Raw genomic sequence first — 23,024 nt, forward strand, 5'->3', positions numbered from 1 at the left:
TAAAATAACAAAAAGTATGCATTTTAAAATTGCATACTTTTTAAAAATTATTTTTTAAATTTCTCCATTAAAAACTGTAACAGCAGGACCAGACATATATACTCCATCATCACTAAGTTCAACTATAAGGCTTCCCCCAGGGATCCATACCTTTACTTTCTTATCAACATAACCTAACTTATTTGCAGCAACTACAGAAGCACAGCTTCCAGTGCCACAGGCTAGGGTTGGTCCAGCTCCTCTTTCCCAGGTTTTTACCTTTACTTCTCCACTATTTATAACTTCACAAAAATTAACATTCGTCCCCTGTGGAAACAGCTTGTTTTTCTCTATAAACTTTCCTTCTTCAACATTATAGTTATCAAGCTTATCTATTATTACTGTATGAGGAACACCCATCAGCAATGAATTTATTATATATTTTTTATCATTTATCTCGAGCTGCTTATTTATGATCTCTTCTACTCCAATAGCTGGAATCATTTTTGTATTGAAATTTGGATGCCCCATATTAATAGTAACACTTAAAACCTCGTTATCTTGGGCAGTAATATATGCTGTTTTTATTCCATCTCCAGTTTCTATACTTATGTTTTCAGTATTAACTAATTTTTTGTCCCATACATATTTAGCAAAACATCTTATACCATTTCCGCACATAGCAGCATAAGAGCCATCCGAATTAATTATTGTCATTTTTATTTGAGCTGAATTACTTCTTCTAACTAAAAGAATACCATCTGCCCCAATTCCAAAATTTCTATGGCAAAGTTTTTGTGCTAAATCAGCTTCATTCTTTATTTTATTTTCTAAATCCTCTATTACAATAAAATCATTTCCGTTTCCATGCATTTTGGTAAATTTCATAAAATCATTCCTTCCATATAAAAATTTCTTCATTATATATAAATTAATTTTAGCATAACATAAAAATAAATTTATAACTATATAACTAGTTAACTAGTTATATAGTTTTCTAGTTATTCATTAGAATATTTTGATTTTCAAAAGTTAAAATGCTATACTAACTTATGATTATATTTAAAATATGTGGGGTGATATAATGCCTTTAGATGGAATTTATATATACAGTATCGTTGATGAACTCAAAAATAAAATAGCAGGCTGCAGAGTTGATAAGATTTCTCAGCCTGAAAAGGATGAGATAATATTTGCTTTAAGAGGTGAAAAGGTTAATTTTAAACTGTTGATTAGCGCTAGTTCAACCTATCCTAAACTACATTTAACAAATATAAGTAAGCCCAACCCAATTAAAGCTCCAATGTTCTGCATGGTACTTAGGAAATACCTTAGTACGGCAAAAATTATTGATATTACTCAAGTATATACAGATAGAATAGTTGTAATAGATTTTGAAAGTTCAGATGAGCTTGGCTTTAACAGCATTTATTCTCTTGTAGTTGAAATTATGGGCAGACACAGCAATATTACACTATTAAGAAAGCGTGATAATGTTGTAATAGATTCGATTAAGCACATTACCCCAGATATAAACAGCTACAGAAGTCTATATCCTGGAGTATCCTATAAGTATCCGCCAGAATCAATGAAACTTAATCCTTTTGATTTTTCTTATGAAGAATTCGAAAATTATTTAACTAATAATGAATATAAGATAGATGCAAATATCTTTTCAAAATTATTTACTGGTATAAGTTCTCAATTTTCAAAGTCTTTATATCTGCAAATAAGTGAAAAAGTTAATTTAGACTCTGCTGCTTTAAGAGACATATATAGCCCTATTGTTATTCTATTCAATAGACTCAAAGTCTGTGATTTTAAATATTTAAGCTATATTGATGAAGTTTCCATAAAAGACTTTTACTGCGTTGAACTTAAGCAGTTTGATAATCTTACTTCTAAGCTGTATTCTTCTCCTTCTTCTCTACTTGAGGAGTTCTACTACGAGAAAGATAAATGGGAGAGATTAAATGCAAAAAGTTCAGATTTGCAGAAAATCACTAACAACAATATAGACCGATGTCTAAAAAAAATAAAGCTTCTTAATAATGCCCTGCAGGAAGGTGAACAAAAGGACATCTACAAAATTTATGGAGAGCTTTTAACTGCAAATATTTATAGTATAAAAAAGGGGCAAAAAAATATAAATGTACTTAATTATTATTCTTCAGATGAGCAATATATAGATATTGTTTTAGATGAAAACAAGTCTCCTTCAGAAAATATACAATCATATTTTAAAAAATATAATAAATTAAAAAAATCTGAAGAAATGGCTTCACTGCAGCTTAAATCCGCCAACGAGGAACTCCAGTACTTATATTCGGTTTTAACAAATATTAAAAATTCAGAAACCTATGATGAAATCGAGGAAATAAAGAAGGAATTAGTTACTACCGGATATATAAAATTTAAAAAGGAAGATAAGAAAAAAGCAAAGCTTTCGAAACCTCTTCATTTTCTATCCAGTGACGGTACAGATATTTATATAGGAAAAAACAATATTCAAAATGATAACTTAACCCTAAAGTTTGCAGATAAGCATGATATTTGGATGCATACAAAAAATATCCCCGGTTCTCATGTTATCATCAAAAATAACGGTAGAATTTCAGATGCCTGCTTAGAGGAAGGAGCTATCTTAGCAGCTTATTACAGCAAGGCCAAAGACTCAACTAAAGTTCCTGTTGACTATACAGAAGTAAAAAATGTAAAAAAGCCTTCTGGTTCAAAACCTGGAATGGTTATATATTATACAAATAAAACTTTATATGTGGATCCACTAAAACTTGACCTTAAAAAAATAGAATAAGCAGAAAGCTTCTGCTTATTCTTTTATTTTAGGCGGATTATTAATAAACTGATAATAATAACATAATAATCTTCCATTATATAACTTTCTGTTTTTATCTGCTTTTTTACCAAAAAGCTTTTGAAAATCCGGATGAGACGTTATTATATAAAAGGACCAATTGTTAAGTTCCGTATATAAATCACCTAGGGACTTATATATATCTTCAACTTCCTTGCTGTCCCCTATTCTTTCACCATAAGGAGGATTGCTTATAATAACTCCATATTTCTTTCTAGATGTAAATTCTTTAGCAGGCATTTTTTGAAAGGAAATATACTTATCAACTCCAGCTTTTAAAGCATTCTCTTTTGCAGTATTAAGAATTCTTCCATTTATATCTGAAGCTAAGATTTTAAATTCTTCCTTATTAATTTTATTCTTTGCGTAACTTCTTACTTCCTCCCATATGTCTTTATCCATAGATGGCCATTCTTCACAAATAAAACTTCTATTAAGCCCTGGTGCAATATTTTTTCCTATTAAAGCTGCTTCGATTGCAATGGTACCAGAGCCACAGAAAATATCTGCTAAACTTCTAGATGGTTCCCAATTGCTCAAAAGCACTAAAGCCGCAGCCAGAGTTTCCTTCATTGGTGCTTCACCAGCAAGTTCTCTATAGCCTCTCTTATGAAGCCCAGCACCTGTTGTATCAATTGTTAAGGTAACAATGTCCTTTAAAAGTGCAACTTCGATTTTATACACCGGTCCATCTTCTTCAAACCAATCTGTATTATATGTACTCTTCATTGTTTCTACTACTGCTTTTTTAACTATTGACTGACAGTCCGGCACGCTGAAAAGTTTTGATTTTATTGATTTTCCTACTACATGCATTTTGCCATTTATAGGTATTAGACTTCCCCATGGAACAGCCTTTGTACCTTGAAAAAGTTCTTCAAAGGTTTCGGCTTTAAATTCTGCCATTTTTATTAAAACTCTATCTGCAGTTCTAAGCCAAGTATTGCATATAGCAATATCATAATCATCCCCACTAAAGGTTACCTTTCCATTATCAGTTTGTAAGTCTTCATAACCAAGCTGCTTAAGTTCCTTTGCGACTATAGACTCGAGTCCAAAGGTTGATGTTGCTATTAAATCATAATTCATTTATTTCTCTCCTTATTTAGTAACTATGAATACTATACAATAAAAACTGCTAGTGAACAACATTATTATTCATATAACTTATAATTGACAAAAGTTAAAATAAAAATACCCTGCACCTAAGCAGAGTATTTTAGTTTACGGTAAATTACATATTTGCACTATTGTCATTAGAATTTATTATATAATCTTCATTCATTATTCCTAATTTGTGAATTACATAAAACATTATAGATAGCAGCATACCAATAACTGCAGCCAATGCCATTCCTTTTAACTCTACATCTCCAGGTAGTTTAATGCTTGCACCACTGACTCCTATAGCAAAAGTTATAGCAGCTAAAATCATATTGTAGCTTTTACTTAAATCAACCTTTTGCTCTACAAACATTCTTAAACCTGAGGAAGCAATAACACCATAAAGAAGTATAGTTATTCCACCCATAACTGGTGCCGGTATTGACTGAATAGCTGCAGCAACTTTGCCTATACAGGAAAATACAACAGCAAGTATTGCAGCGCCTCTTATTACCCAAACAGAATAAACCTTTGTTAATGCCATTACTCCTATATTTTCACCATAAGTTGTATTTGGAGGTGAACCTGCAAATCCTGAAATTATATTACTTAAACCATCACCAAGTAATGATAAGTGAAGACCTGGATCACTTATTAAGTCTCTATCGGTTATGTTTCCTGTAACTATAAGATGACTTATATGTTCAGCAAGTACAACCAGGCATGCAGGTGCGATTATAAACACAGCTTTCAAATCAAATACTGGTGCAGTAAACTGCGGAAGTTTAAACCAAGGCGCATTTGCTACTGCGCTAAAATCTACCATACCCATTATAGCAGCTAATATATATCCGGAAACTACAGCTGTAAGTATAGGTATAATCTTAAAAAACTTTCTAAAAACTACTGAACCAATTACTCCAACGAATAAAGTAAACATTGAAACTGTTATAATCCTCCAATCAGGAGTATAAGCTGCAACAACTTGTCCAACTTTTGTTGCTGAAGGAGCGAGACCAGCCATTTGAGCAGCTGTTGGTGCCAATTCCAAACCAATTACAGCTACAACGGAACCCATAACCGGAGGCGGCATAACTACATCAATCCACTTAATTCCTACATATTTAATTATAAAAGATATTATAACAAAGAAAATTCCAAAGAAGATAAAACCGGATTGAGCATGTGCAAAACTTGCTCCCGAGCCAAGTATTACAAAGGTTGGAGCAAGGAAAGCAAAGCTTGAACCTAGATAAGCAGGTATTTTACCTTTTGTTACAAAGGAATAAAGCAGAGTTCCCAAACCATTCATTAAGAGTGCAATAGCAGGGTTTACGTTAAATAAAAGCGGTACTAGAATCGTTGCACCAAACATAGCTGTAAGATGCTGAAAGCTTAATGGTATTGTTTCTAGAATTGGTAGTCTTTCCTCAATGTCAATGTAATTTTTCATAAATTTTCCTCCTTCTTAGCCTCTCTGTGCTAACTTAAAAGATTTATATTTCATATATTTTAACTGAATCTATACTGTCTACCTCAACTAACTCAACAGAAACCATTTCATTAGCTGAAGTTGGTATATTTTTACCAACATAATCTGCTCTAATAGGCAGTTCTCTATGACCTCTATCTATTAGTACTGCTAATTGAATTGTCTTGGGCCTTCCGCTATGTATAACTGCATCAATTGCAGCTCTAGCAGTTCTTCCAGTAAAAAGCACATCATCTACTAAAATAACGGTTTTATCTTTAACAATAACACCTAATTCTTCATTTTTAACTATTGGCTGCTCACCTATTAATGATAAATCATCTCTATAAAGAGTAATATCTACGCTTCCTACAGGTACAGAAACTCCCTCGATTTTTTCTATTGCTTTGGAAATTCTTTCTGATAATGGATATCCTCTTCTTTTAATTCCAATAAGAACTACATCTTCAACGCCTTTATTTCTTTCGATAATTTCATGAGACATTCTAGTTAATGCTCTAGAGATTGATTTGTCATCAAGCAGCTGGTTTTTAAATTTCATATATTTCACCTCCAATGCTGAAAAATTAAAAAATGCCTATATCCTTGAGGACATAGGCATAATAATACACTAATTACGTTGTATCGCCTTATGACCTCACAGGATCATTTAAAGGTATATTTATTGTTTCTAATAATATCATACATTTCTTACTTAGGCAATTCTTTTTCTAATATTTCTATAACTTTTTTAAAATATTCTGGAGGCTCTGCTTCAAACTCCAAATACTCTCCAGTTACTGGGTGAACAAATCCTAAAACCTTAGCATGAAGCATTTGACCATTTAAATTAAATCTTTGCTTTTTATAGCCATAAACTGGATCTCCAACTAATGGATGACCTATAAAGGACATATGAACTCTTATCTGATGGGTTCTTCCAGTTTCAAGTCTGCATTCTATGAGAGAACTGCTTTTAAATCTTTTTATAACCTTATAATGAGTTATAGCTTCTCTTCCGCCTTTAATTACTGCAATTTTAATTCTATCAACAGGATGTCTTGCAAGAGGTTGATTTACGGTTCCTTCCTCTTCTTTAATAATACCTTCTGCTAAAGCAATATAAACTCTTTTCATAGAATGATTCTTGAGCTGCTCAGCTAGCTTATTGTGAGCAAAATCGTTTTTAGCTACTACAAGTACCCCAGAAGTATCTTTATCTATTCTATGAACTATTCCAGGCCTTGAAACACCATTTATTCCAGATAAGTCTGTACAGTGATTTAGAAGTGCATTTACCAAGGTTCCTTCATAAACTCCAGAAGCAGGATGAACAACCATTCCCTGAGGCTTATTAACAACAATAACATCCTTATCTTCATAAAGTATATCAAGAGGAATATCTTCTGGTTTTAAATCAAGCATTGCAGGAGAAGGTATAGTTAATTCTACTTTATCTCCTGACTTAAGCTTGTAATTGCTTTTTTTAGAAATCTTATTAATAACAGCATTGCCTTCTTCTATTAAATTTTGAATAAAGGATCTAGACTTATCCAGAAGCATTTTTGAAAGATATACATCAAGCCTTATATTCTCATATTCTTTATCTACTATAAATTCTTTAAACTCCATTACTTTTCATCCCTTAAAATGCATATAGCTAGTAAAGCAGTTCCAACTACTACCAGCATATCTGCAAAGTTAAATGTTGGAAAATAATAAACATCCTTATAATGAAACATAATAAAATCTACAACATATTTATAAACATATCTGTCGATAAGATTTCCTATGGCTCCACTTATAATTAAAGCTAGACTCATTCTTAAAACTTTTGACTTAGGCTTGTATTTGAGCAGATAATAAACCATTGCTATTGAAACGAGTGAAGTTACAATAGCAAGAGGTAGCACTCTGTTTTGAAATATACCAAAGGCTGCTCCTCTGTTTTCAAGATAAGAAAAACTGAATATATTATTAATCACCACTATCTCATCAACATTTGTTAAACTTTTTAATGCCCAAATCTTTGTAATTCTATCTATAACCAAACCTAAAATAACTATTAATATTTCCATCCCCATCTCCACCTTCTTGTAACTTTGTAAACTTAATCTGGAAGCTGATTTTTATACTGATCATTGCTTATTTGTTCTATTGGCTCAACATAATCAGCGTCTTCATCTAAAAAATCATAATCAGTATTTTCTCTCCAGTCAAACCTCTGAACATCCTGATAACTATCTTCGGCATCGTAGCCAACTTCATAATTCTGCTCATCAAAATCATTAAACCCATATCCAAACGGGCGTCCTAAAACATATTCCTCAAGAGGTCTGTTATTCTTTTCTCTTGGTCTTGAATCATTAGCTTCATCTTGGCATTTTACACATAAGTGTGCATATGGAATAAATTCCAATCTCTCTTCCGGAATATCCTTACCGCACATATGGCACTTTCCATAGGTTCCTTCTTCAATGCTTCTTAGACCTTCATCTATTTTTTTAACTACTGTTAATTCATGTTCCTTAAGAGCCATGCCTCTTTCCTGATCAAATACCTCAGAAGCGATATCTGACGGATGATTGTCATACATAGAAAGCTCAGAAATTTCATCAGCCATCTCAACCTTTGAAATAAAAGCTTCATTTTGTTCCATCTGTTTTAATAAATTTACTATATCTTTTCTTTCCTCTTGAAGCTTATTTTTAAAGTACAACATCTTTTTATTATCCATATAATACCACCCACCTATTTTTATTATATCTCTAATTATTTTGTCATAAATAGAGGATTTTATTACTAGCAGGTAGTTATATTTAAAAATTCACTGAAATATTTTAAAGAATCAGTAAAAGAAATATTTGTGCATTCCCAATTATCCACTATTGTGATATTTTTATTTCTTACTGACATAGCAGCAAAAGCCAAGGCTATTCTATGGTCACCAAAGGATTTTATATGTATTTCTTTTTCTAAAAATTTATTTTCTCCAATTATCTCCATGTGTTCATCGGAATAGCTCAAACATAAACCTGCCGCTTTAAGATTTTCAGCAACAGCTTCAATTCTATTACTTTCCTTATATTTAAGTTCCTGTATGCCCTCAAAAACAGTCTTTCCGCTGCTGAAGGCCGCTAGCACTGCAAGCATTGGAATTTCATCTATGATACTTGGTATAATATCTTTTGAAATACTAATTCCTTTAAGTGAGCTGCTTTTAGCTTCTATATATCCTATTTCTTCTTCATTGTATATATCAGAAACTTTATACTCAATATCTGCTCCCATAAGCAGCAGTATATCCAAGTATTTTCTTCTTCTTTTATTTAATAGTATGTTATTAATCCTTATGGAAGAATCTTTGCTTAATAAAGCTGCTGCAATTAAAAACGCAGCAGAAGAGATATCTCCGGGAATATACATATCTTTTGCCTTAATATTTGATTTTTTTATCGATATGCTCTTATCAACTATCTCAATATCTGAACCCAATGCTTTAAACATTTTTTCAGTATGGTCTCTGGTAAAGTTTTTTTCCAAAACTGTAGTATGTCCATGGGCCAAAAATCCCGCAATTAAAATACTGGATTTTACTTGAGCTGAATCAACAGGCATTTCATAATTTATACCAATTAGAGGATTTGCTTTTTTGATACTTAAAGGTATCCTGCTATTTTCACTTGATATTTGTGCTCCCATTTGACTTAAGGGCTGAATAATTCTTCCCATAGGGCGTTTTCTCAGAGAATAATCACCATCTATAACAGCTTCGATACCACAGCCTGCAAGAAGTCCGCACATAAGTCTTGCTGTTGTTCCTGAATTACCTGCATCAAGCGTACCTAGTGATGATTTAAAATTTTCATAGCCTGGTGAAGACACTAAAATGCCACTGCCTCGATAATCAATATTTACTCCAAGTTTTCTCATACAGTTTAACGTAGACAAACAATCCATGCTGTCTGGAAAATTAGATATTTTATACTTTCCTTTTGCTAAAGCTCCTATTATCAATGCTCTATGAGCTATAGATTTGTCACCTTTGAATTCTAACATACTTTTTATTGTCTGATTTTTTGGTTGAAGTTTTACCTTCATATAATTACAAACTCCTCTTTAGCTTTTGAATATTATTAATTATTTCTTTTAAGCTATCTAATGAAATTGTTTGTCTTGCATCTGATACAGAATTGTCTGGATTTATGTGACTTTCAATTATAAGGCCATCTGCTCCAGCTGCAATAGAAGCAAGAGACATAGCTGGAACAAGCTCTCTAAGCCCAGTTCCATGGCTAGGATCAACTATGACAGGCAATCTATACTTCTCCTTAATAACTGCAACACTATTTAGATCCAATGTGTTTCTTGTATAGCTTTCAAAGGTTCTTATGCCTCTTTCGCAAAGAACAACATTTTCATTTCCTCCAATTATTATATATTCCGCTGCATAAAGCCATTCTGATAAGGTTGCACTTATCCCTCTCTTTAAAAGTATAGGAACGTTAATTTTTCCAAGTTCCTTTAAAAGAGGGTAATTATACATATTCCTGGAACCTATTTGAACCATATCAGCATATTTTATAACTTCTTCTATATCCCTTATATCCATTACTTCAGTCACTACAGGTATGTCAACTTTTTTAGAAACCTCACTCAAAATTTTCAAACCTTCATATTGAAGCCCTTGAAAATCGTATGGTGATGTTCGCGGCTTAAAGGCACCTCCTCTAAGCATATTAACACCCATAACTTTAAGAGATTTTGCAATATTAACCATTATTTCATAGCTTTCTACAGAACACGGTCCTGAAATAATAACTTTTTCATTGCCTCCGATTATCGTATCTCTTACTTTTACTTTGATGTCATTACCACTGCTTTTGTCTACTAACAAGTCTTTCATTAATCAATCACCTACATATTTTCTAGCATTCCTCTAAGTATATTAACTGAATTATTTACTGCTATATATTTAAATTTTTCATAATCCATATGTGCACCCGTATTAGCATTGTCTGAAATGGATCTTATTACAACAAAAGGTACATTATTTAAATAACAAACCTGAGCAATACTGCCGCCTTCCATTTCACACGCCAAAGCATCAAATTCATCTTTTAGCCATTTAATTTTTGTTAAATCAGCTACAAATTGATCACCTGTAACAATTCTACCAAGAAAGCTTTTACTTGCAAGGTGCTTTTTGCAGGCCGCTTGTGCTTTTTCTACTAGCTCTGTAGAACACTTAAAATCAAAGGTATCAAGCCTTGGGATTTGGCCAAGCTTATCTCCAAAAGCTGCGGTGTCCATATCATGCTGCACAAGATTATCTGCTATTACTATATCACCTGGATTTATGTTTTCTCCAATTCCTCCAGCTATACCTACATTAATTATATAATCCGCATTAAAATCATCTACAAGTATCTGAGCACAAACAGCAGCATTAACTTTACCTATTCCGCTTCTAACTACAACAGCTTTTTGTCCCCAAAGTGTTCCACAGTTAAATTCCATCATAGCTTTGTTTTCTTTTCTTTCCAATTCTATTTCCTTTAATAGAATTTCGACTTCTTCATCCATTGCTCCTATAATACCAATCATTTATTAAATACCTCCATAGTAATACTGTTTTTAAGCGCCCATAGTATATCATCTTCTTTTACTTCAACTTTGATTCTGCACTTATTCAAATTCTCTAATAACACAAAGTTTATTTTATCATTATTCTTCTTATCATGCTTTATAGCATACAAAAACGCTTCATAATTGTCAACTTTATAGCTTGTTGGCAGGCCTAGTTTTGTATACAGCTTAATTGCATTTTTATATACATCGCTTTCTAGTTTAAGAAGCTTTTCAGATAACTTTAAAGCCGTAAGAATCCCTAAAGCTACAGCAATTCCATGAGGAATTGTATAACCAGATTCTGCTTCAATTGCATGAGCTGTAGTATGTCCGAAATTCAATATATTTCTAAAAGCTTTGTCGTTATAATCTTGAGCAATAACTTCTGCTTTGATTTTTAAACATTCTTTTATAATAGATAGATAAATTGAATCTTCGAATGAAAACAAGCCGCTTGAATTGTTATTCAAAAAATCAAGAATGTTCTTATCCATAATGACACCATATTTTATTATTTCTCCAAATCCTTCTAACAAATGTTCTTTGCTAAGTGTTTTTAAAAAATGAGTAGATATATAAACCAGTTTCGGATTATAAAAACACCCAATAATATTTTTAATCCCTCTATAATTATATCCCGATTTTCCTCCAATACAACTATCTACTTGAGAAACAAGAGTAGTTGGAACATTGATAAATTTTATTCCTCTCATAAAGGTTGCAGCCGCAAAGGCAGCCATATCACCCACTACCCCGCCGCCTATTGCTATTATAACACTATTTTTGTCTGCCTCGTTTTCAAGCAGATGGTTATAAATGAAACTTATAGTATCAATACTTTTATTGTCTTCTCCATGGTTAAAAACGCATAAACTAGCATTAAGTGTATTTGCAAACTCAATAAACAAAGCTTCATATTTTTTATGTACACAGCTATCTGTAACAATAAATATTTTTGTATTTTCATTAATATTAGCTTTTAGAACATCATAAAACCCTTCAAAGGAATTATCAATATATACATTATAGCAGTCAGCTACCTTAAGAATATTCATGTTACTACCTCCTTGCTGCTATTGCCAGTATAATAATAAATAGAAAAATCCCACTCCTAAGAGTGAGATTATGTTAATCTCCTTTTACAAAGAAATTTTTAATTTCACTTAAATTATCTTCAGTTAAATCCTCATCATTTATACTTTTTACTTTGAAGTTCTTTTCCTTTCCAGGCTCTGCATTAAAAGAATCTTCAAGATCTATATCTTTTTCCTTTATAGTATCTTCAACAGTAGATCCAATATTATAGTTCTTAATAAAATCTTTTTCAAGTGAATTAAACATTTCAACTTGAGTATTCATAAAGTTTTTAAATTTAGCTCTGAATTTAACAAACTCCTGCTTTAACTGCTCATAGTCATCATTAATTTTCATAACATCATTATGGGCTTTATCTAAAATTCTTTGAGCTGACTCATTAGCATTTTTTATAATTAAATCCGCTTCCTTCTGCGCAATACTCTTAGATTGTTCAGCTGCATTTTGTGCTAAAACTAAAGTGTTTTGTATAGTAGTTTCCATTTTAGCGTAGTGCTCTACTTTATCTGTTAAACTCGTAACCTTTTCTTTCATTGAAGAATTCTCTTTATATAAAGCTTCGTAGTCTTCAGCTATTTTATCTAAAAATTCATCAACTTCCTCTGCTGAATATCCTCTAAAAACTTTTTTAAACTCTTTATTTGTTATGTCCATTGCTGTTATTTTCAAACTTACCACCTCTTATATGTATTTTTTAACTAATAATTTTAATCTACCTTTTTGAGTAGCTCCAGTCTGCTCTGAAATTTTAAATTTTCCATATCCTCTTATAGTTAATATACTGTCTATTTCAATATTAAAATCCTTTTCCAAAACTTCACTATAGTCAACAAGTACTTTTGAACTTTGAATTAATGAAACAGCTTTCGCTCTAGACAAGTTGCACAAAGAACTCACTATACAGTCAAGCCTAAGTGAAGTAGTAGAAATAATACTATCCTTAGTGTTTTTCCTTATTTGCTGTATATCATGTAAATCTACTAATCTTATCTCACAAGGGCAGTTTCCTACCTTGTTAAGGTTAAGTTTTAAGTAATCAAAGATATCCTCGCAAATTGCTGCATAGCAAATGCCCTCATCTATAACTAAATCGCCGAGCTTTTCTCTCCTTATTCCAAGTCCCACTAATGCTCCAAGGTAATCCTTATGCTCCAGCTTTATAAATTTAGACTTATTTTCTATCCTAATGATCTTCACAGGATAATCATAAACCTCATCTTTAGAAAAAGCTAAAATTCTTCTCTCACTGTCTTGAAAAATTCCATAGGAAAAAATATTCACATCAAAATTAGCTTGTAAGCTTTCAATACCTTTCCACACATTTGGCGAAACAAATTCATTTGTAAAAACAGGCTGATATGTAAGCTCTGCCAATTTTATTTTATCATAAAGGTTTGATATTAAGCTTTTATCCTCAGATGAAATACTATTTGTAAAGTTCTTTTTATCCATTAAAAAATCATTCCTACAATAGAAATAACAACTACGCGAAGAATAACTAAAACAAAATATGCAATAATCGGAGAGAAATCAAGCATCATTGAAGGAAATAATTTCTCTTGGAGTCTTCTTGCAGGTGCCATAAATGGCTCAGTAAATATGTGAAGAATATCAACAAAAGCATTGGTTCTTCCTCTTAAAAACCAAGATAATATTACATCAATAAAAATTGCATATTCTAAAAGATTAAACAGAATATTTACAGCATTAATTATAGTATTACTCATAATTTCCTCCAGATTTACTTAGTCCAGTTTAATATTCCTTTGCTTGTCAGTTCATTTTTTAAATCATTTGAAACCTCAACATTTGACGGTGATAAAATATATACTCCTTTTTCAACCTGTTGAAGTTCTCCGCTTAATGCATAACAAGCCCCGCCTATAAAGTCTAAAAGTCTTTGCGCAACCTTTGATTCAAGAGAAGTTGTATTTACAACAACAATCTTTCTATTTTTAAGATTATCACAAATATTTGCAGCCTCATCATAATCATTTGGCTTTATAATAACTACCTTTGCTGAAGCAGCAGTATGTATATTTACAACTTTATTGCTTTGTTTCTTATTTGAAGTAAAAATTGACTCTACTTCACTTTCTTCAGAATCAAGAGCCATTTCTTCTCTTTCTTCTCTTTCATCAAAATCAACCTCTTCCTCAAGACCTAAAAATCCCATTACCTTGTTCATCATTTTTCCACTCATTTTATTTCCTCCTATGTCTTTTTTATCTTAATCCAAAAATTCCTGTACCAATTCTAATCATATTAGAGCCTTCCTTTATCGCCAGTTCATAATCTTCTGTCATCCCCATTGAAAGGTATTCCATACTTAAATTATTAAAAGATTTACTTTTTAAAGTATCCCAAATGCTCTTCATTTGTCCAAAATGCTTTCTGCAAACATTCTCATGGCCTTTGGGTATTATAGCCATTAACCCTTTTACCTTTACATGCTCGCATGTCTCGCAGGCAGAAATAAGTTCATCTAAATGTTCAACAAAAATGCCTGATTTACTATCTTCTTTACCTATATTTATCTCTATTAAAACATTAGCAGTTAGATTATTTTTCTTGTATTGTTTTTCTATCTCATTAAGTAATTTAACACTGTCTAATGAATGTATTAAACTTACTTTTCCAACTAAATACTTAACCTTATTTGTCTGAAGATGTCCAATAAAATGCCAGTTTATATCATTAGGTAGTTTATCAATTTTATCAATAAGCTCCTGCACCTTATTTTCTCCAAAATCTCTTATGCCAGTATTGTAAGCTTCATCTATAAACTCCACACTTTTGGTTTTTGACACAGCAATAAGAGTTATATTTTTTGGCAGTGTTTTCTTTATTTCGCTAATATTCTCCTCTATAGACAATATTATCGTCTCCCTTAAACAAAATTATTTGTTGAATTATGTAATATTATTTTTTATATACCTATCTATATATAGTATTCTTCAAAAATTATAAAAATCCTTCATTTAAATTATATATTTTAATAAAATTTAACCTGTCAAGATAATAATATTACTTTGACAGGTTATAGTTTTATTTTGTAGATTTAAGAAATTGTTCATCAATATCAAAGGGATATGCTTGAATTTTAACATTATCACTTTCAGCTATATCTGCATAAATTCCTCTAGCCATCATATATCTTAAATAGTTTTCATCTCCGAGCATGTAAGTTTTAAGACTTTCCTTATTTCCTATAGCATTGATATTAAAAGGCGATGCTATTTTTACACCATTAACTTCCAATAAAGAACCATCACATATAACACTGGTCCTGTCATTAACTCTTTGACCGTTAATAGAGATAGCTTCTGCCCCAGCCATTTTTAGATCATTAATAAGAGTAAATATATCATAATTATGAATTATCTTATCCATTAAATTTGGGTCATCATCACTATAAAAATATAAATCATTGCTAATATCTTTTAAAGTAAGTATAATACCTTCTCCCTCAACGTCCACTGTACCTAATATCATTTTATTTTTAGTAAGTTCATCCTCTATTTCATTACTGACATTGCTGACACTTGTGTGTCCATGACCCACATTCTCAAAACTAGTCAATTTTTTATTTAGTTCACTATACTCCTCTTCAAGACTGCTTATATCACTTCTAAGTTTATTTCTTTGACTATATGCATCTTGGTATTGCTTTGTGCTTAGGAATACTCTGTTATAGGTTCTATTAAAATTGATATTCAATGAAATTAAAATCCCAACAATTATTGTAGCTATAAATACAAATAATGAGGATTCGTTATTTTTCATTTAATCACCTCATTGTGTGATTTTGCCTTATCCATCATAAGTCTTCTTATAATTGCAAAGTTATCGAATATTCTACCTCCAAACACAATAACTGCTGCTAAATATATAGGCACACTTAGTTTATCTCCGAGGTAAGCAAGGGCTGCAGCTAAAACCGCATTACCAAAAAAACCTGAAATAAATATGTCTGCTCTAAAGTTTTTAGAAAGTGCCGCTCTTAAGGCACCAAAAACAGAATCAAGACATGCGAGTATTGCTACAGACATATATGGAGAAAATTTATCTGGTATATTAATATTCCAAGTTAAACCAACAACAACACCTATCAACAATCCAATAATTGCTATCATACTTTCACCTCTTCATTATTTAACTGGTTTTGCATAATCAAACTTCAGACTTTTTCCGTAGTTGTATTTATTTATAGTAATATTGTCAGAAGTTTCATATTTATAGTCGCTTATAGCTTTAAAATCATTAAATACTCCTGGAAAAGACATTGCACTGTTTAACAAATTTTTATTTCCTATAGCCTTTATTGTTATTCTCTGTTGAGGAGATACATTTTCTTCATTTATTCTGATATTTGCACCTGAGGTTCTTATTCCTGTCCTTGGAGTTATTCTTATATCGTTAATAGATATTGCCTCAGCCCCTGCAGAAATAAGCTCATTAACTAAATACACCAAATGCTTATCAGTAATCTGCTCATTTGTAACATCATTTTGCAGCATTTTAGTTTTGGGATTAATATAAATTGTAATCCCCGTCCCCTGAACAGTTTCTGCTCCCATAAGAAGTCTTGTATTCTTAACTTCTTCTAACAAATTTTTTGTTTCACTGCTTTTGCTTGCAGCAGCTTCCTCATAGGAGCTGACCTTCTTCTGAAGATCATCTATATTTTTTTGAAGTTCTGCTTTTTGATTTTTATACTGTTCCAGTTCAACTGTTATATCAGTATTTGTCTCTTTTACTTTTGAAACGCCTGCATTTTTATTTAATATTCTAAATTGATAGGCAAGCATAAATCCAAGTATACAGCAAACTAAAGCTACAATTAATTGGGATTTATATTTACTCATAATTAACCTCCTATTTTTCTGTAAAAATTACAGGATTACCTTCATAACTTACATCAATATATCCCTTTTGATCTTTCAAATTGCTGGTTACAATAACATTTAGTGCTTTATTAAGTTTGTCCTTTATATTGCCATTTCCAAGTTTAATGCACATATTATTTGAATAAGCCAACAAATTTAGATCGTTTGACAAATCAATGCTTGTTATATCTATACCGCTGGAGTTATTTGATATAAGCTCCGTGATGAGAGAAATATTTTCAATTTTTCTTTTATCTTGCGAGGGTATAACTTCTCCAATCTTGACTTCTTTAGTATCGAAACCTTGGAGGTTAGTTAATTTCATTTGCGAGATATCATCCTTTTCCTCAAGGACAATACCATTTTTATCTATAATCAAGTATTTATTATCTCTTTTAGAATAAAATACTGCTTCTCTTTCTTTTATTGAAATAACTATAGTATTAGGAAGCTTTCTACTTATATCTGCACTTAATATATACGGATTGCTTTGCAAATTAGTTTGCACACTTTTAAAGTTTAAATAAAAAATATTTATACCTTTATTAATTTTAGACAATTTTACAATTTCATCAGAATTTATAGTATGATTGTTAATTACGCTTATATATGCAATATTAAAATAAGTTAATTTTAAACACAAAGTAATTGTAACAGATACTAATAGAACTAATGAAATAATAGTCCTTTTTATAGCTCTTCTCTTTCTTCTGTTTATTATTAGTTGATTATCTGTTTTTACTAAAGCATTTTTCAATTTTTACACGCACCTCATCAAAGTATATGGGAAATCACATATATATAATACCACTTTATAGGTTTAAATTCATTAAGTTTTTTATTTATTTTTCACAAAAATTATAAGATATTTTTAATAAATTTACTAAAATTAGTATATAATTTTTAGTTTTTAATAACACAAAAAGCACTGCAAATGCAATGCTTTTATGTACTACATTGTCTAGAAACATTTAACAATATTCCCATAGCCATAAGATTAAATAATAGTGATGAACCTCCGTAACTTATGAACGGAAGAGGAACTCCCGTAACAGGCATTGAACCTGATACAACAGCTATGTTTATTATAGCCTGTATAGCAATAACAGAAGTAGTTCCAACTGCCAAAAGTGTTCCATATGTATCCTTTGCCCTTATAGCTGTTCTAATACCTCTCCATATAACAATTAAGAAAAGTATTATTATTACTGTACAACCTATAAGACCTAATTCTTCTCCTATAATAGAAAATATAAAGTCATTATGCGGTTCTGGTATGTAATAGGCCTTTTGCCTTGACTTTCCTAAAGTAACGCCAGTGATACCTCCAGATCCTAAAGCGAGTAGGGACTGAATAAGCTGATATCCGTCCCCCTTAGGGTCCTTCCACGGATCTAAAAAGCTCTTAAATCTATCCAGTCTGTATGGTTCTAGAATTATTCCCAGTGTACCAAAGACCCCAACTACTCCTATGAGCTGAATGAAGTGCATCCATCTTGCCCCGCCAACAAATAAGAGTATCAAAGTAACTAACATTATTACTGTTGCAATACTTAGGTTTTTTTCAGCTATTACCAATCCCGCATATAATCCTGAAACCATCAGATATGGAAGAATTCCATAAACAAAGCTTTTTATCTTTTCTCCCTTTGCTTCAATACTTTTAGCCATATACAATACAATTACATATTTTGCTATTTCTGATGGCTGAAGATTAAACACAGGTATAGGTATCCATCTTCTTGCACCATTTATTGGCTTGAACGCAAATACTACGCATAAAAGTATTATAGTTAATAACATTATAACTTTTGTAAACTTCTTTATTTTATGATAATCAATTTTTATCATAAAAAACATTGCTGTAACCCCTATAATTGCCGATAAACCTTGTTTTTTCAAAAAGAACATACTATCGTAATTATAAGCTTTACTAAAAAATGCACTATAGGAGCTTGCGCTAAATACCATAACAACCCCGACTGCTACAAGAATCATAATGGCTGAAAAAAGAATAAAATCAATTGAGCCCATTTTTGCATTGGATTCTTTCATACTCAATGTATCCTCCTAGATAATTGCTGGTAGCGATAAAAATGCAATAAGACATAATATAACAGTTATTATGGAAAATATTGAAACAATCTTTGTTTCATGCCATCCTGAAAGCTCAAAATGATGATGAATAGGACTCATTTTAAAGATTCTCTTTTTTGTAAGCTTAAAGGATGCCACTTGTAGTATTACAGATAGAGCTTCAACTACATAAATGCCACCTACAATTAAAATTAAAAGTGGCAGCTTTAGTATCATTGCAACAGTAGCCACAGCTCCTCCTAAAGCAAGTGAGCCAGTATCTCCCATAAAAACTTGAGCAGGAAATGCGTTGTATCTTAAAAAGCCTAACAAAGCACCTGCAATAACTCCGCAAAATATGGATAAGGTATAATGTCCAAGTCCAAAGCTTACTAATGCAAAGAAGGTCATAACAAGCAATGTTATAGATGTTGCAAGCCCGTCTAAACCATCAGTTAAATTAACTGCATTAGTTGTTGCTGTATAATATATAACTATAAAAGGTACATACCAAAATCCTAAGTTCACATAAAAGTTTTTGTGAACAAAAGGAACAATAATAGTAGTGCCTATATTTGTATTTGTTGCTGCATAATAAGCTAAAATTCCTGATACTACTAAAAGAAGTATCATTTTTTCGAAAGCTCTAAGACCTAAGTTTTTTTTATGCAATATTTTTAACCCGTCATCAAGAGCACCTATTAATCCGAAGCCTATAAAAGCATAAAGAGCTACCATAGCTTCATCACTTGGCTTTCTGACTAAAATCGCCATAGTTATAAAAGATGATATAATAAAAATTATTCCACCCATTGTAGGAGTCCCGGCTTTTTTTTGATGACTTTTGGGGCCCTCTTCCCTTATATTCTGACCGAACTTTAGTCTATGCAGCAAAGGAATCAAAATAGGTCCCAAAATTATAGATATAAAAAATGCTATTAAAACCGAATAAACTATTCTATACATTACCCTATCCCCTCTTTAGCTATTTATCACCTTAAGATTATTGACGATTTTTTCAAATTTCATACTCCTTGATGCTTTTACTAATATCACATCATTCTTTTCAATATCATTTTTCAAGAAATCGCATATTCTTTCATTATCCTCATAAGAAAGAACTTTTTTAATATCTTCAAAGCCTTTTATATACGCTTCGGTAAATTCACCTGAAACAATTAGTAAATCTATATCTTTTTCTTTTGCATATCTGCCTATATCTTTGTGAAGCTCATAGGACATATTTCCTAATTCTTTCATTGTTCCTAGCACAGCAATCTTTCTATTGCCTTTAAAATTTAAAAGCACATCAATTGCAGCCTTCATTGAGTCCGGACTGGCATTGTAAGAGTCATCAATTATGGTAAACTTAGAACCTTTAACAATATCAAGTCTCATAGATGTAAATTCTAAACTTTTAATTCCATCAATCATTTGTTCATAACTAAGACCAAGTAGTTTACCGCAGGCAACTGCAAGCAAGGTATTTAACACATTGTGTTTTCCTGGTATATTAACTGTAAATTCAGGAGATTCAAAACCATATTTATCAATAATCCTAAAATTTATATAATTTTCTTTAAGAATTATTTCATCTGCCTTAAAATCTATATTTTTATCTTCAGTACCTATTCGTATTAAATTAAAGGTCAGATTATTTAATTCTTTAAGCAAATCATTATCGCTGTTTATTATTAAGCTGTTGTTACCTTCAAAAAAGTCTGTAATTTCCATCTTTGCCTTAAGTATATTTTCTCTTGATTTTAAATATTCAATATGAGATACCCCTATATTAGTTATAATAGCAATATCCGGTCTTGCAGTCTTAGCTAAATTATGAATTTCGCCAAAGTTGCTCATTCCCATTTCAAGAACAGCTACATCATATTCGTTATCTAACTTGAATATCATTAAAGGCAGTCCAATTTCATTATTGAAATTTCCTTTTGTTTTAAATACCTTATATTTTGAACTTAATACAGCAGCTACAATGTCCTTTGTAGAGGTTTTTCCTGTGGAACCTGTAATACCTATAACCTTTATACTTAGTTTACTCCTATAGTATTCAGCTAAGCTCAATAAAGCCTGTTTTGTATCTTTTACTTTTATTACTGAAACCTCATCAGAAAAATCTTCTATCCTAAAGGCTATTTCATCAATAATACATATCTTAGCACCTTTTTCACTAGCTTCAACTGCATAATTATTGCCATTAAAATTACTTCCTCTTAACGCTATAAAAATACTGTTTTTTTCTATTGATCTTGTATCAGTGCTTACTGCCTCATATATTACTTCTTTACCTTCTTTAAGGAATTCTCCATCAACTGCCTGAATTATTTCCTTTAAGGTTAACTTTTCCATTTAAAACAGCTCCTTTATTATGTCAGCAATTATTTCTCTTTCATCAAAATGTATAACGCTATCTTTCAATTCCTGATAATCTTCATGTCCTTTACCTGCAATAACTATCACATCATCCTTTTTAGCAAGCTTTACTGCTTCCTTTATAGCCTCTCTTCTATTCTCCACAACCACATAATTATCTGTTTTTATACCTTCAAGAATATCTTCTATAATTCTTATAGGTTCCTCTGAACGAGGATTATCAGAAGTAACGACTGCAATATCACTTAAGGTTGCTGCCGCATTTCCCATAATAGGACGTTTTGTCTTATCTCTGTCTCCGCCACAGCCAAATACGCATATTAATCTACCTTTAGTAAATTCTCTTGCAGTTTTTAATATATTTTCCAAACTGTCCGGTGAATGAGCATAATCAACAATTATTTCAAAACCAATGTTATAATTTTTGCTCACTATTTCACATCTACCTGGTACAAATACACTTTCTAGTCCTGCTTTAACCTGCTCTAAGGTTACCCCTTCTAGAAGGCAGGCTGCAGCGCTTCCTAAAGCATTATACACATTATATTTCCCTGGTATATTTAAGTTAATTTGAACACTTTTACCCTTATAGTGAAGTTCGAACTCAATTCCTTTAGAATGAATGTTTATATTTTTTGCATTAACTTCTGTATCACTATCTAACCCGAAAGTAAGCCTTTTCCCATTAATATCCTCAAATGCTCTTTTTCCATATTCATCATCAATATTAATAATAGAAGTTTCACTAGCTTTAAAAAGCTGTAGTTTTGCATTGTAATAATTTTCAAAGGTCTTATGAAAATCCAAATGATCCTGTGTAAGATTAGTAAAAATCCCTTCATTGAAATTTATTCCATATACTCTGTCAAGTGAAAGCGAGTGAGAAGATACCTCCATTACACAGTGAGTAACTCCTGAGTTTACCATTTCGTTAAAAAGCTCATTTAATTCTAGTGACTCTGGTGTTGTCCTATGAGATGGTATTTTTTTATCACCTATATAATTTGCAATCGTTCCAACTAAACCAACTTTAAAGCCGGCTTGTTCTAAAATTGATTTCATCATATATGTAGAAGTGGTTTTCCCATTAGTTCCTGTAATTCCAATCATCTTAAGTTTTTTAGAAGGGTCATCAAAATAATTTGAAGAAGCTAGGGCTAAGGATTTTCTTGAATCAGAAACCCTGACTATCGCACAGTCACCATTTATATCAACTTCATTTTCGCACACTATTACAGCAGCACCGCAGTCAGCAGCCTTTTGAGCATATCTATGTCCGTCAACCTTAAATCCTTGTATGCAAAAAAATACATCATCTTTTTCAACCATTCTTGAATCATATTGTATCTTATTAATATTTATGTCATTACTGCCCTTTATTATGCTGTATTCTATCCCTTTTAATAAATCTTTCAGCTTCATATATATCACACTCCATACACCTTATGTAAAAGTTATTTGCACACAATAGCGGCATGCAATATTACTTTATTAAAAAATAATATTTGCATGCCTT

At 31.4% G+C, this 23,024-nt stretch carries 25 protein-coding genes; 1 reads left to right on the forward strand and 24 read right to left on the reverse strand.

The window, feature by feature from the left end:
• Positions 1-54: 54 nt before the first annotated feature.
• Positions 55-867: a diaminopimelate epimerase gene (gene dapF, locus JK636_RS19580; protein ID WP_202750671.1), complete on the reverse strand. Its 813-nt coding sequence runs from the start codon at positions 865-867 to the stop codon at positions 55-57.
• 196 nt (positions 868-1,063) lie between these two features.
• Between dapF and JK636_RS19585 the strand changes: the two genes are divergently transcribed.
• Positions 1,064-2,794, forward strand: coding sequence for an Rqc2 family fibronectin-binding protein (locus tag JK636_RS19585; RefSeq protein ID WP_202750672.1), 1,731 nt, complete (start codon positions 1,064-1,066; stop codon positions 2,792-2,794).
• Positions 2,795-2,809: 15 nt separating this feature from the next.
• Here JK636_RS19585 and JK636_RS19590 read toward each other — a convergent pair whose 3' ends face one another.
• From JK636_RS19590 to JK636_RS19700, 23 genes are all read right to left on the reverse strand, one after another.
• Positions 2,810-3,943, reverse strand: coding sequence for a THUMP domain-containing class I SAM-dependent RNA methyltransferase (locus tag JK636_RS19590; protein ID WP_202750673.1), 1,134 nt, complete (start codon positions 3,941-3,943; stop codon positions 2,810-2,812).
• Between the two features lie 145 nt (positions 3,944-4,088).
• Positions 4,089-5,411 carry a uracil permease gene (gene uraA / locus JK636_RS19595; RefSeq protein ID WP_202750674.1) on the reverse strand — a complete coding sequence of 441 codons (1,323 nt, stop codon included), beginning with the start codon at positions 5,409-5,411 and terminating at the stop codon, positions 4,089-4,091.
• A 43-nt stretch (positions 5,412-5,454) separates the two neighbouring features.
• Complete coding sequence (pyrR, locus tag JK636_RS19600; protein WP_202750675.1) at positions 5,455-5,991, reverse strand: bifunctional pyr operon transcriptional regulator/uracil phosphoribosyltransferase PyrR; 537 nt, start codon at positions 5,989-5,991, stop codon at positions 5,455-5,457.
• A gap of 149 nt (positions 5,992-6,140) precedes the next feature.
• Positions 6,141-7,061, reverse strand: a complete 921-nt coding sequence (locus JK636_RS19605) for an RluA family pseudouridine synthase (RefSeq protein ID WP_202750676.1) — start codon at positions 7,059-7,061, stop codon at positions 6,141-6,143.
• Positions 7,061-7,507 carry a signal peptidase II gene (lspA, locus tag JK636_RS19610; RefSeq protein ID WP_202750677.1) on the reverse strand — a complete coding sequence of 149 codons (447 nt, stop codon included), beginning with the start codon at positions 7,505-7,507 and terminating at the stop codon, positions 7,061-7,063. The genes JK636_RS19605 and lspA overlap by 1 nt, the downstream gene beginning before the upstream one ends.
• Before the next feature lie 32 nt (positions 7,508-7,539).
• Positions 7,540-8,166, reverse strand: coding sequence for a TraR/DksA C4-type zinc finger protein (locus tag JK636_RS19615; protein WP_202750678.1), 627 nt, complete (start codon positions 8,164-8,166; stop codon positions 7,540-7,542).
• 65 nt (positions 8,167-8,231) lie between these two features.
• On the reverse strand, positions 8,232-9,530 hold the full coding sequence (aroA, locus tag JK636_RS19620; RefSeq protein WP_202750679.1) for a 3-phosphoshikimate 1-carboxyvinyltransferase: 1,299 nt from the start codon (positions 9,528-9,530) through the stop codon (positions 8,232-8,234).
• Between the two features lie 4 nt (positions 9,531-9,534).
• Positions 9,535-10,335, reverse strand: coding sequence for a 3-deoxy-7-phosphoheptulonate synthase (gene aroF / locus JK636_RS19625; protein ID WP_202750680.1), 801 nt, complete (start codon positions 10,333-10,335; stop codon positions 9,535-9,537).
• Between the two features lie 11 nt (positions 10,336-10,346).
• Positions 10,347-11,036, reverse strand: coding sequence for a 5'-methylthioadenosine/adenosylhomocysteine nucleosidase (locus tag JK636_RS19630; protein ID WP_202750681.1), 690 nt, complete (start codon positions 11,034-11,036; stop codon positions 10,347-10,349).
• Positions 11,033-12,115, reverse strand: a complete 1,083-nt coding sequence (gene aroB, locus JK636_RS19635; protein ID WP_202750682.1) for a 3-dehydroquinate synthase — start codon at positions 12,113-12,115, stop codon at positions 11,033-11,035. Before aroB ends, JK636_RS19630 begins: the two co-directional genes overlap by 4 nt.
• 73 nt (positions 12,116-12,188) lie before the next feature.
• Positions 12,189-12,824, reverse strand: a complete 636-nt coding sequence (locus JK636_RS19640; protein WP_202750683.1) for a DivIVA domain-containing protein — start codon at positions 12,822-12,824, stop codon at positions 12,189-12,191.
• A gap of 12 nt (positions 12,825-12,836) precedes the next feature.
• The gene (locus JK636_RS19645; RefSeq protein WP_202750684.1) at positions 12,837-13,607 is read right to left on the reverse strand and encodes a YlmH family RNA-binding protein; all 771 of its coding nucleotides are present in this window, start codon (positions 13,605-13,607) and stop codon (positions 12,837-12,839) included.
• Positions 13,607-13,882 carry a YggT family protein gene (locus JK636_RS19650; protein WP_207751783.1) on the reverse strand — a complete coding sequence of 92 codons (276 nt, stop codon included), beginning with the start codon at positions 13,880-13,882 and terminating at the stop codon, positions 13,607-13,609. The genes JK636_RS19645 and JK636_RS19650 overlap by 1 nt, the downstream gene beginning before the upstream one ends.
• A gap of 14 nt (positions 13,883-13,896) precedes the next feature.
• Positions 13,897-14,358: a cell division protein SepF gene (locus JK636_RS19655; RefSeq protein ID WP_202750685.1), complete on the reverse strand. Its 462-nt coding sequence runs from the start codon at positions 14,356-14,358 to the stop codon at positions 13,897-13,899.
• A gap of 22 nt (positions 14,359-14,380) precedes the next feature.
• On the reverse strand, positions 14,381-15,031 hold the full coding sequence (locus JK636_RS19660) for a YggS family pyridoxal phosphate-dependent enzyme (protein ID WP_202750686.1): 651 nt from the start codon (positions 15,029-15,031) through the stop codon (positions 14,381-14,383).
• 172 nt (positions 15,032-15,203) lie between these two features.
• The gene (locus tag JK636_RS19665) at positions 15,204-15,941 is read right to left on the reverse strand and encodes a DUF881 domain-containing protein (protein ID WP_202750687.1); all 738 of its coding nucleotides are present in this window, start codon (positions 15,939-15,941) and stop codon (positions 15,204-15,206) included.
• Complete coding sequence (locus JK636_RS19670; protein WP_202750688.1) at positions 15,938-16,291, reverse strand: small basic family protein; 354 nt, start codon at positions 16,289-16,291, stop codon at positions 15,938-15,940. The genes JK636_RS19665 and JK636_RS19670 overlap by 4 nt, the downstream gene beginning before the upstream one ends.
• 15 nt (positions 16,292-16,306) lie before the next feature.
• Positions 16,307-17,023, reverse strand: coding sequence for a DUF881 domain-containing protein (locus tag JK636_RS19675; protein WP_202750689.1), 717 nt, complete (start codon positions 17,021-17,023; stop codon positions 16,307-16,309).
• 10 nt (positions 17,024-17,033) lie between these two features.
• Positions 17,034-17,801 (reverse strand): cell division protein FtsQ/DivIB, encoded by a 768-nt coding sequence (locus JK636_RS19680; protein WP_202750690.1) that lies wholly within the window; start codon positions 17,799-17,801, stop codon positions 17,034-17,036.
• A gap of 188 nt (positions 17,802-17,989) precedes the next feature.
• A complete protein-coding gene (spoVE, locus tag JK636_RS19685) occupies positions 17,990-19,099 on the reverse strand; it encodes a stage V sporulation protein E (RefSeq protein ID WP_202750691.1) in 1,110 nt (369 codons plus the stop codon).
• A gap of 15 nt (positions 19,100-19,114) precedes the next feature.
• Positions 19,115-20,086: a phospho-N-acetylmuramoyl-pentapeptide-transferase gene (gene mraY, locus JK636_RS19690; protein ID WP_202750692.1), complete on the reverse strand. Its 972-nt coding sequence runs from the start codon at positions 20,084-20,086 to the stop codon at positions 19,115-19,117.
• Between the two features lie 15 nt (positions 20,087-20,101).
• Positions 20,102-21,484: a UDP-N-acetylmuramoyl-tripeptide--D-alanyl-D-alanine ligase gene (locus JK636_RS19695; RefSeq protein WP_202750693.1), complete on the reverse strand. Its 1,383-nt coding sequence runs from the start codon at positions 21,482-21,484 to the stop codon at positions 20,102-20,104.
• Positions 21,485-22,930: a UDP-N-acetylmuramoyl-L-alanyl-D-glutamate--2,6-diaminopimelate ligase gene (locus tag JK636_RS19700; protein WP_202750694.1), complete on the reverse strand. Its 1,446-nt coding sequence runs from the start codon at positions 22,928-22,930 to the stop codon at positions 21,485-21,487. It abuts the gene before it with no gap.
• Positions 22,931-23,024 lie beyond the last annotated feature (94 nt).

Origin of the sequence: Clostridium rhizosphaerae (genome assembly GCF_016765585.1) — a bacterium.
GTDB classification, from domain to species: domain Bacteria; phylum Bacillota; class Clostridia; order Clostridiales; family Clostridiaceae; genus Clostridium_AT; species Clostridium_AT rhizosphaerae.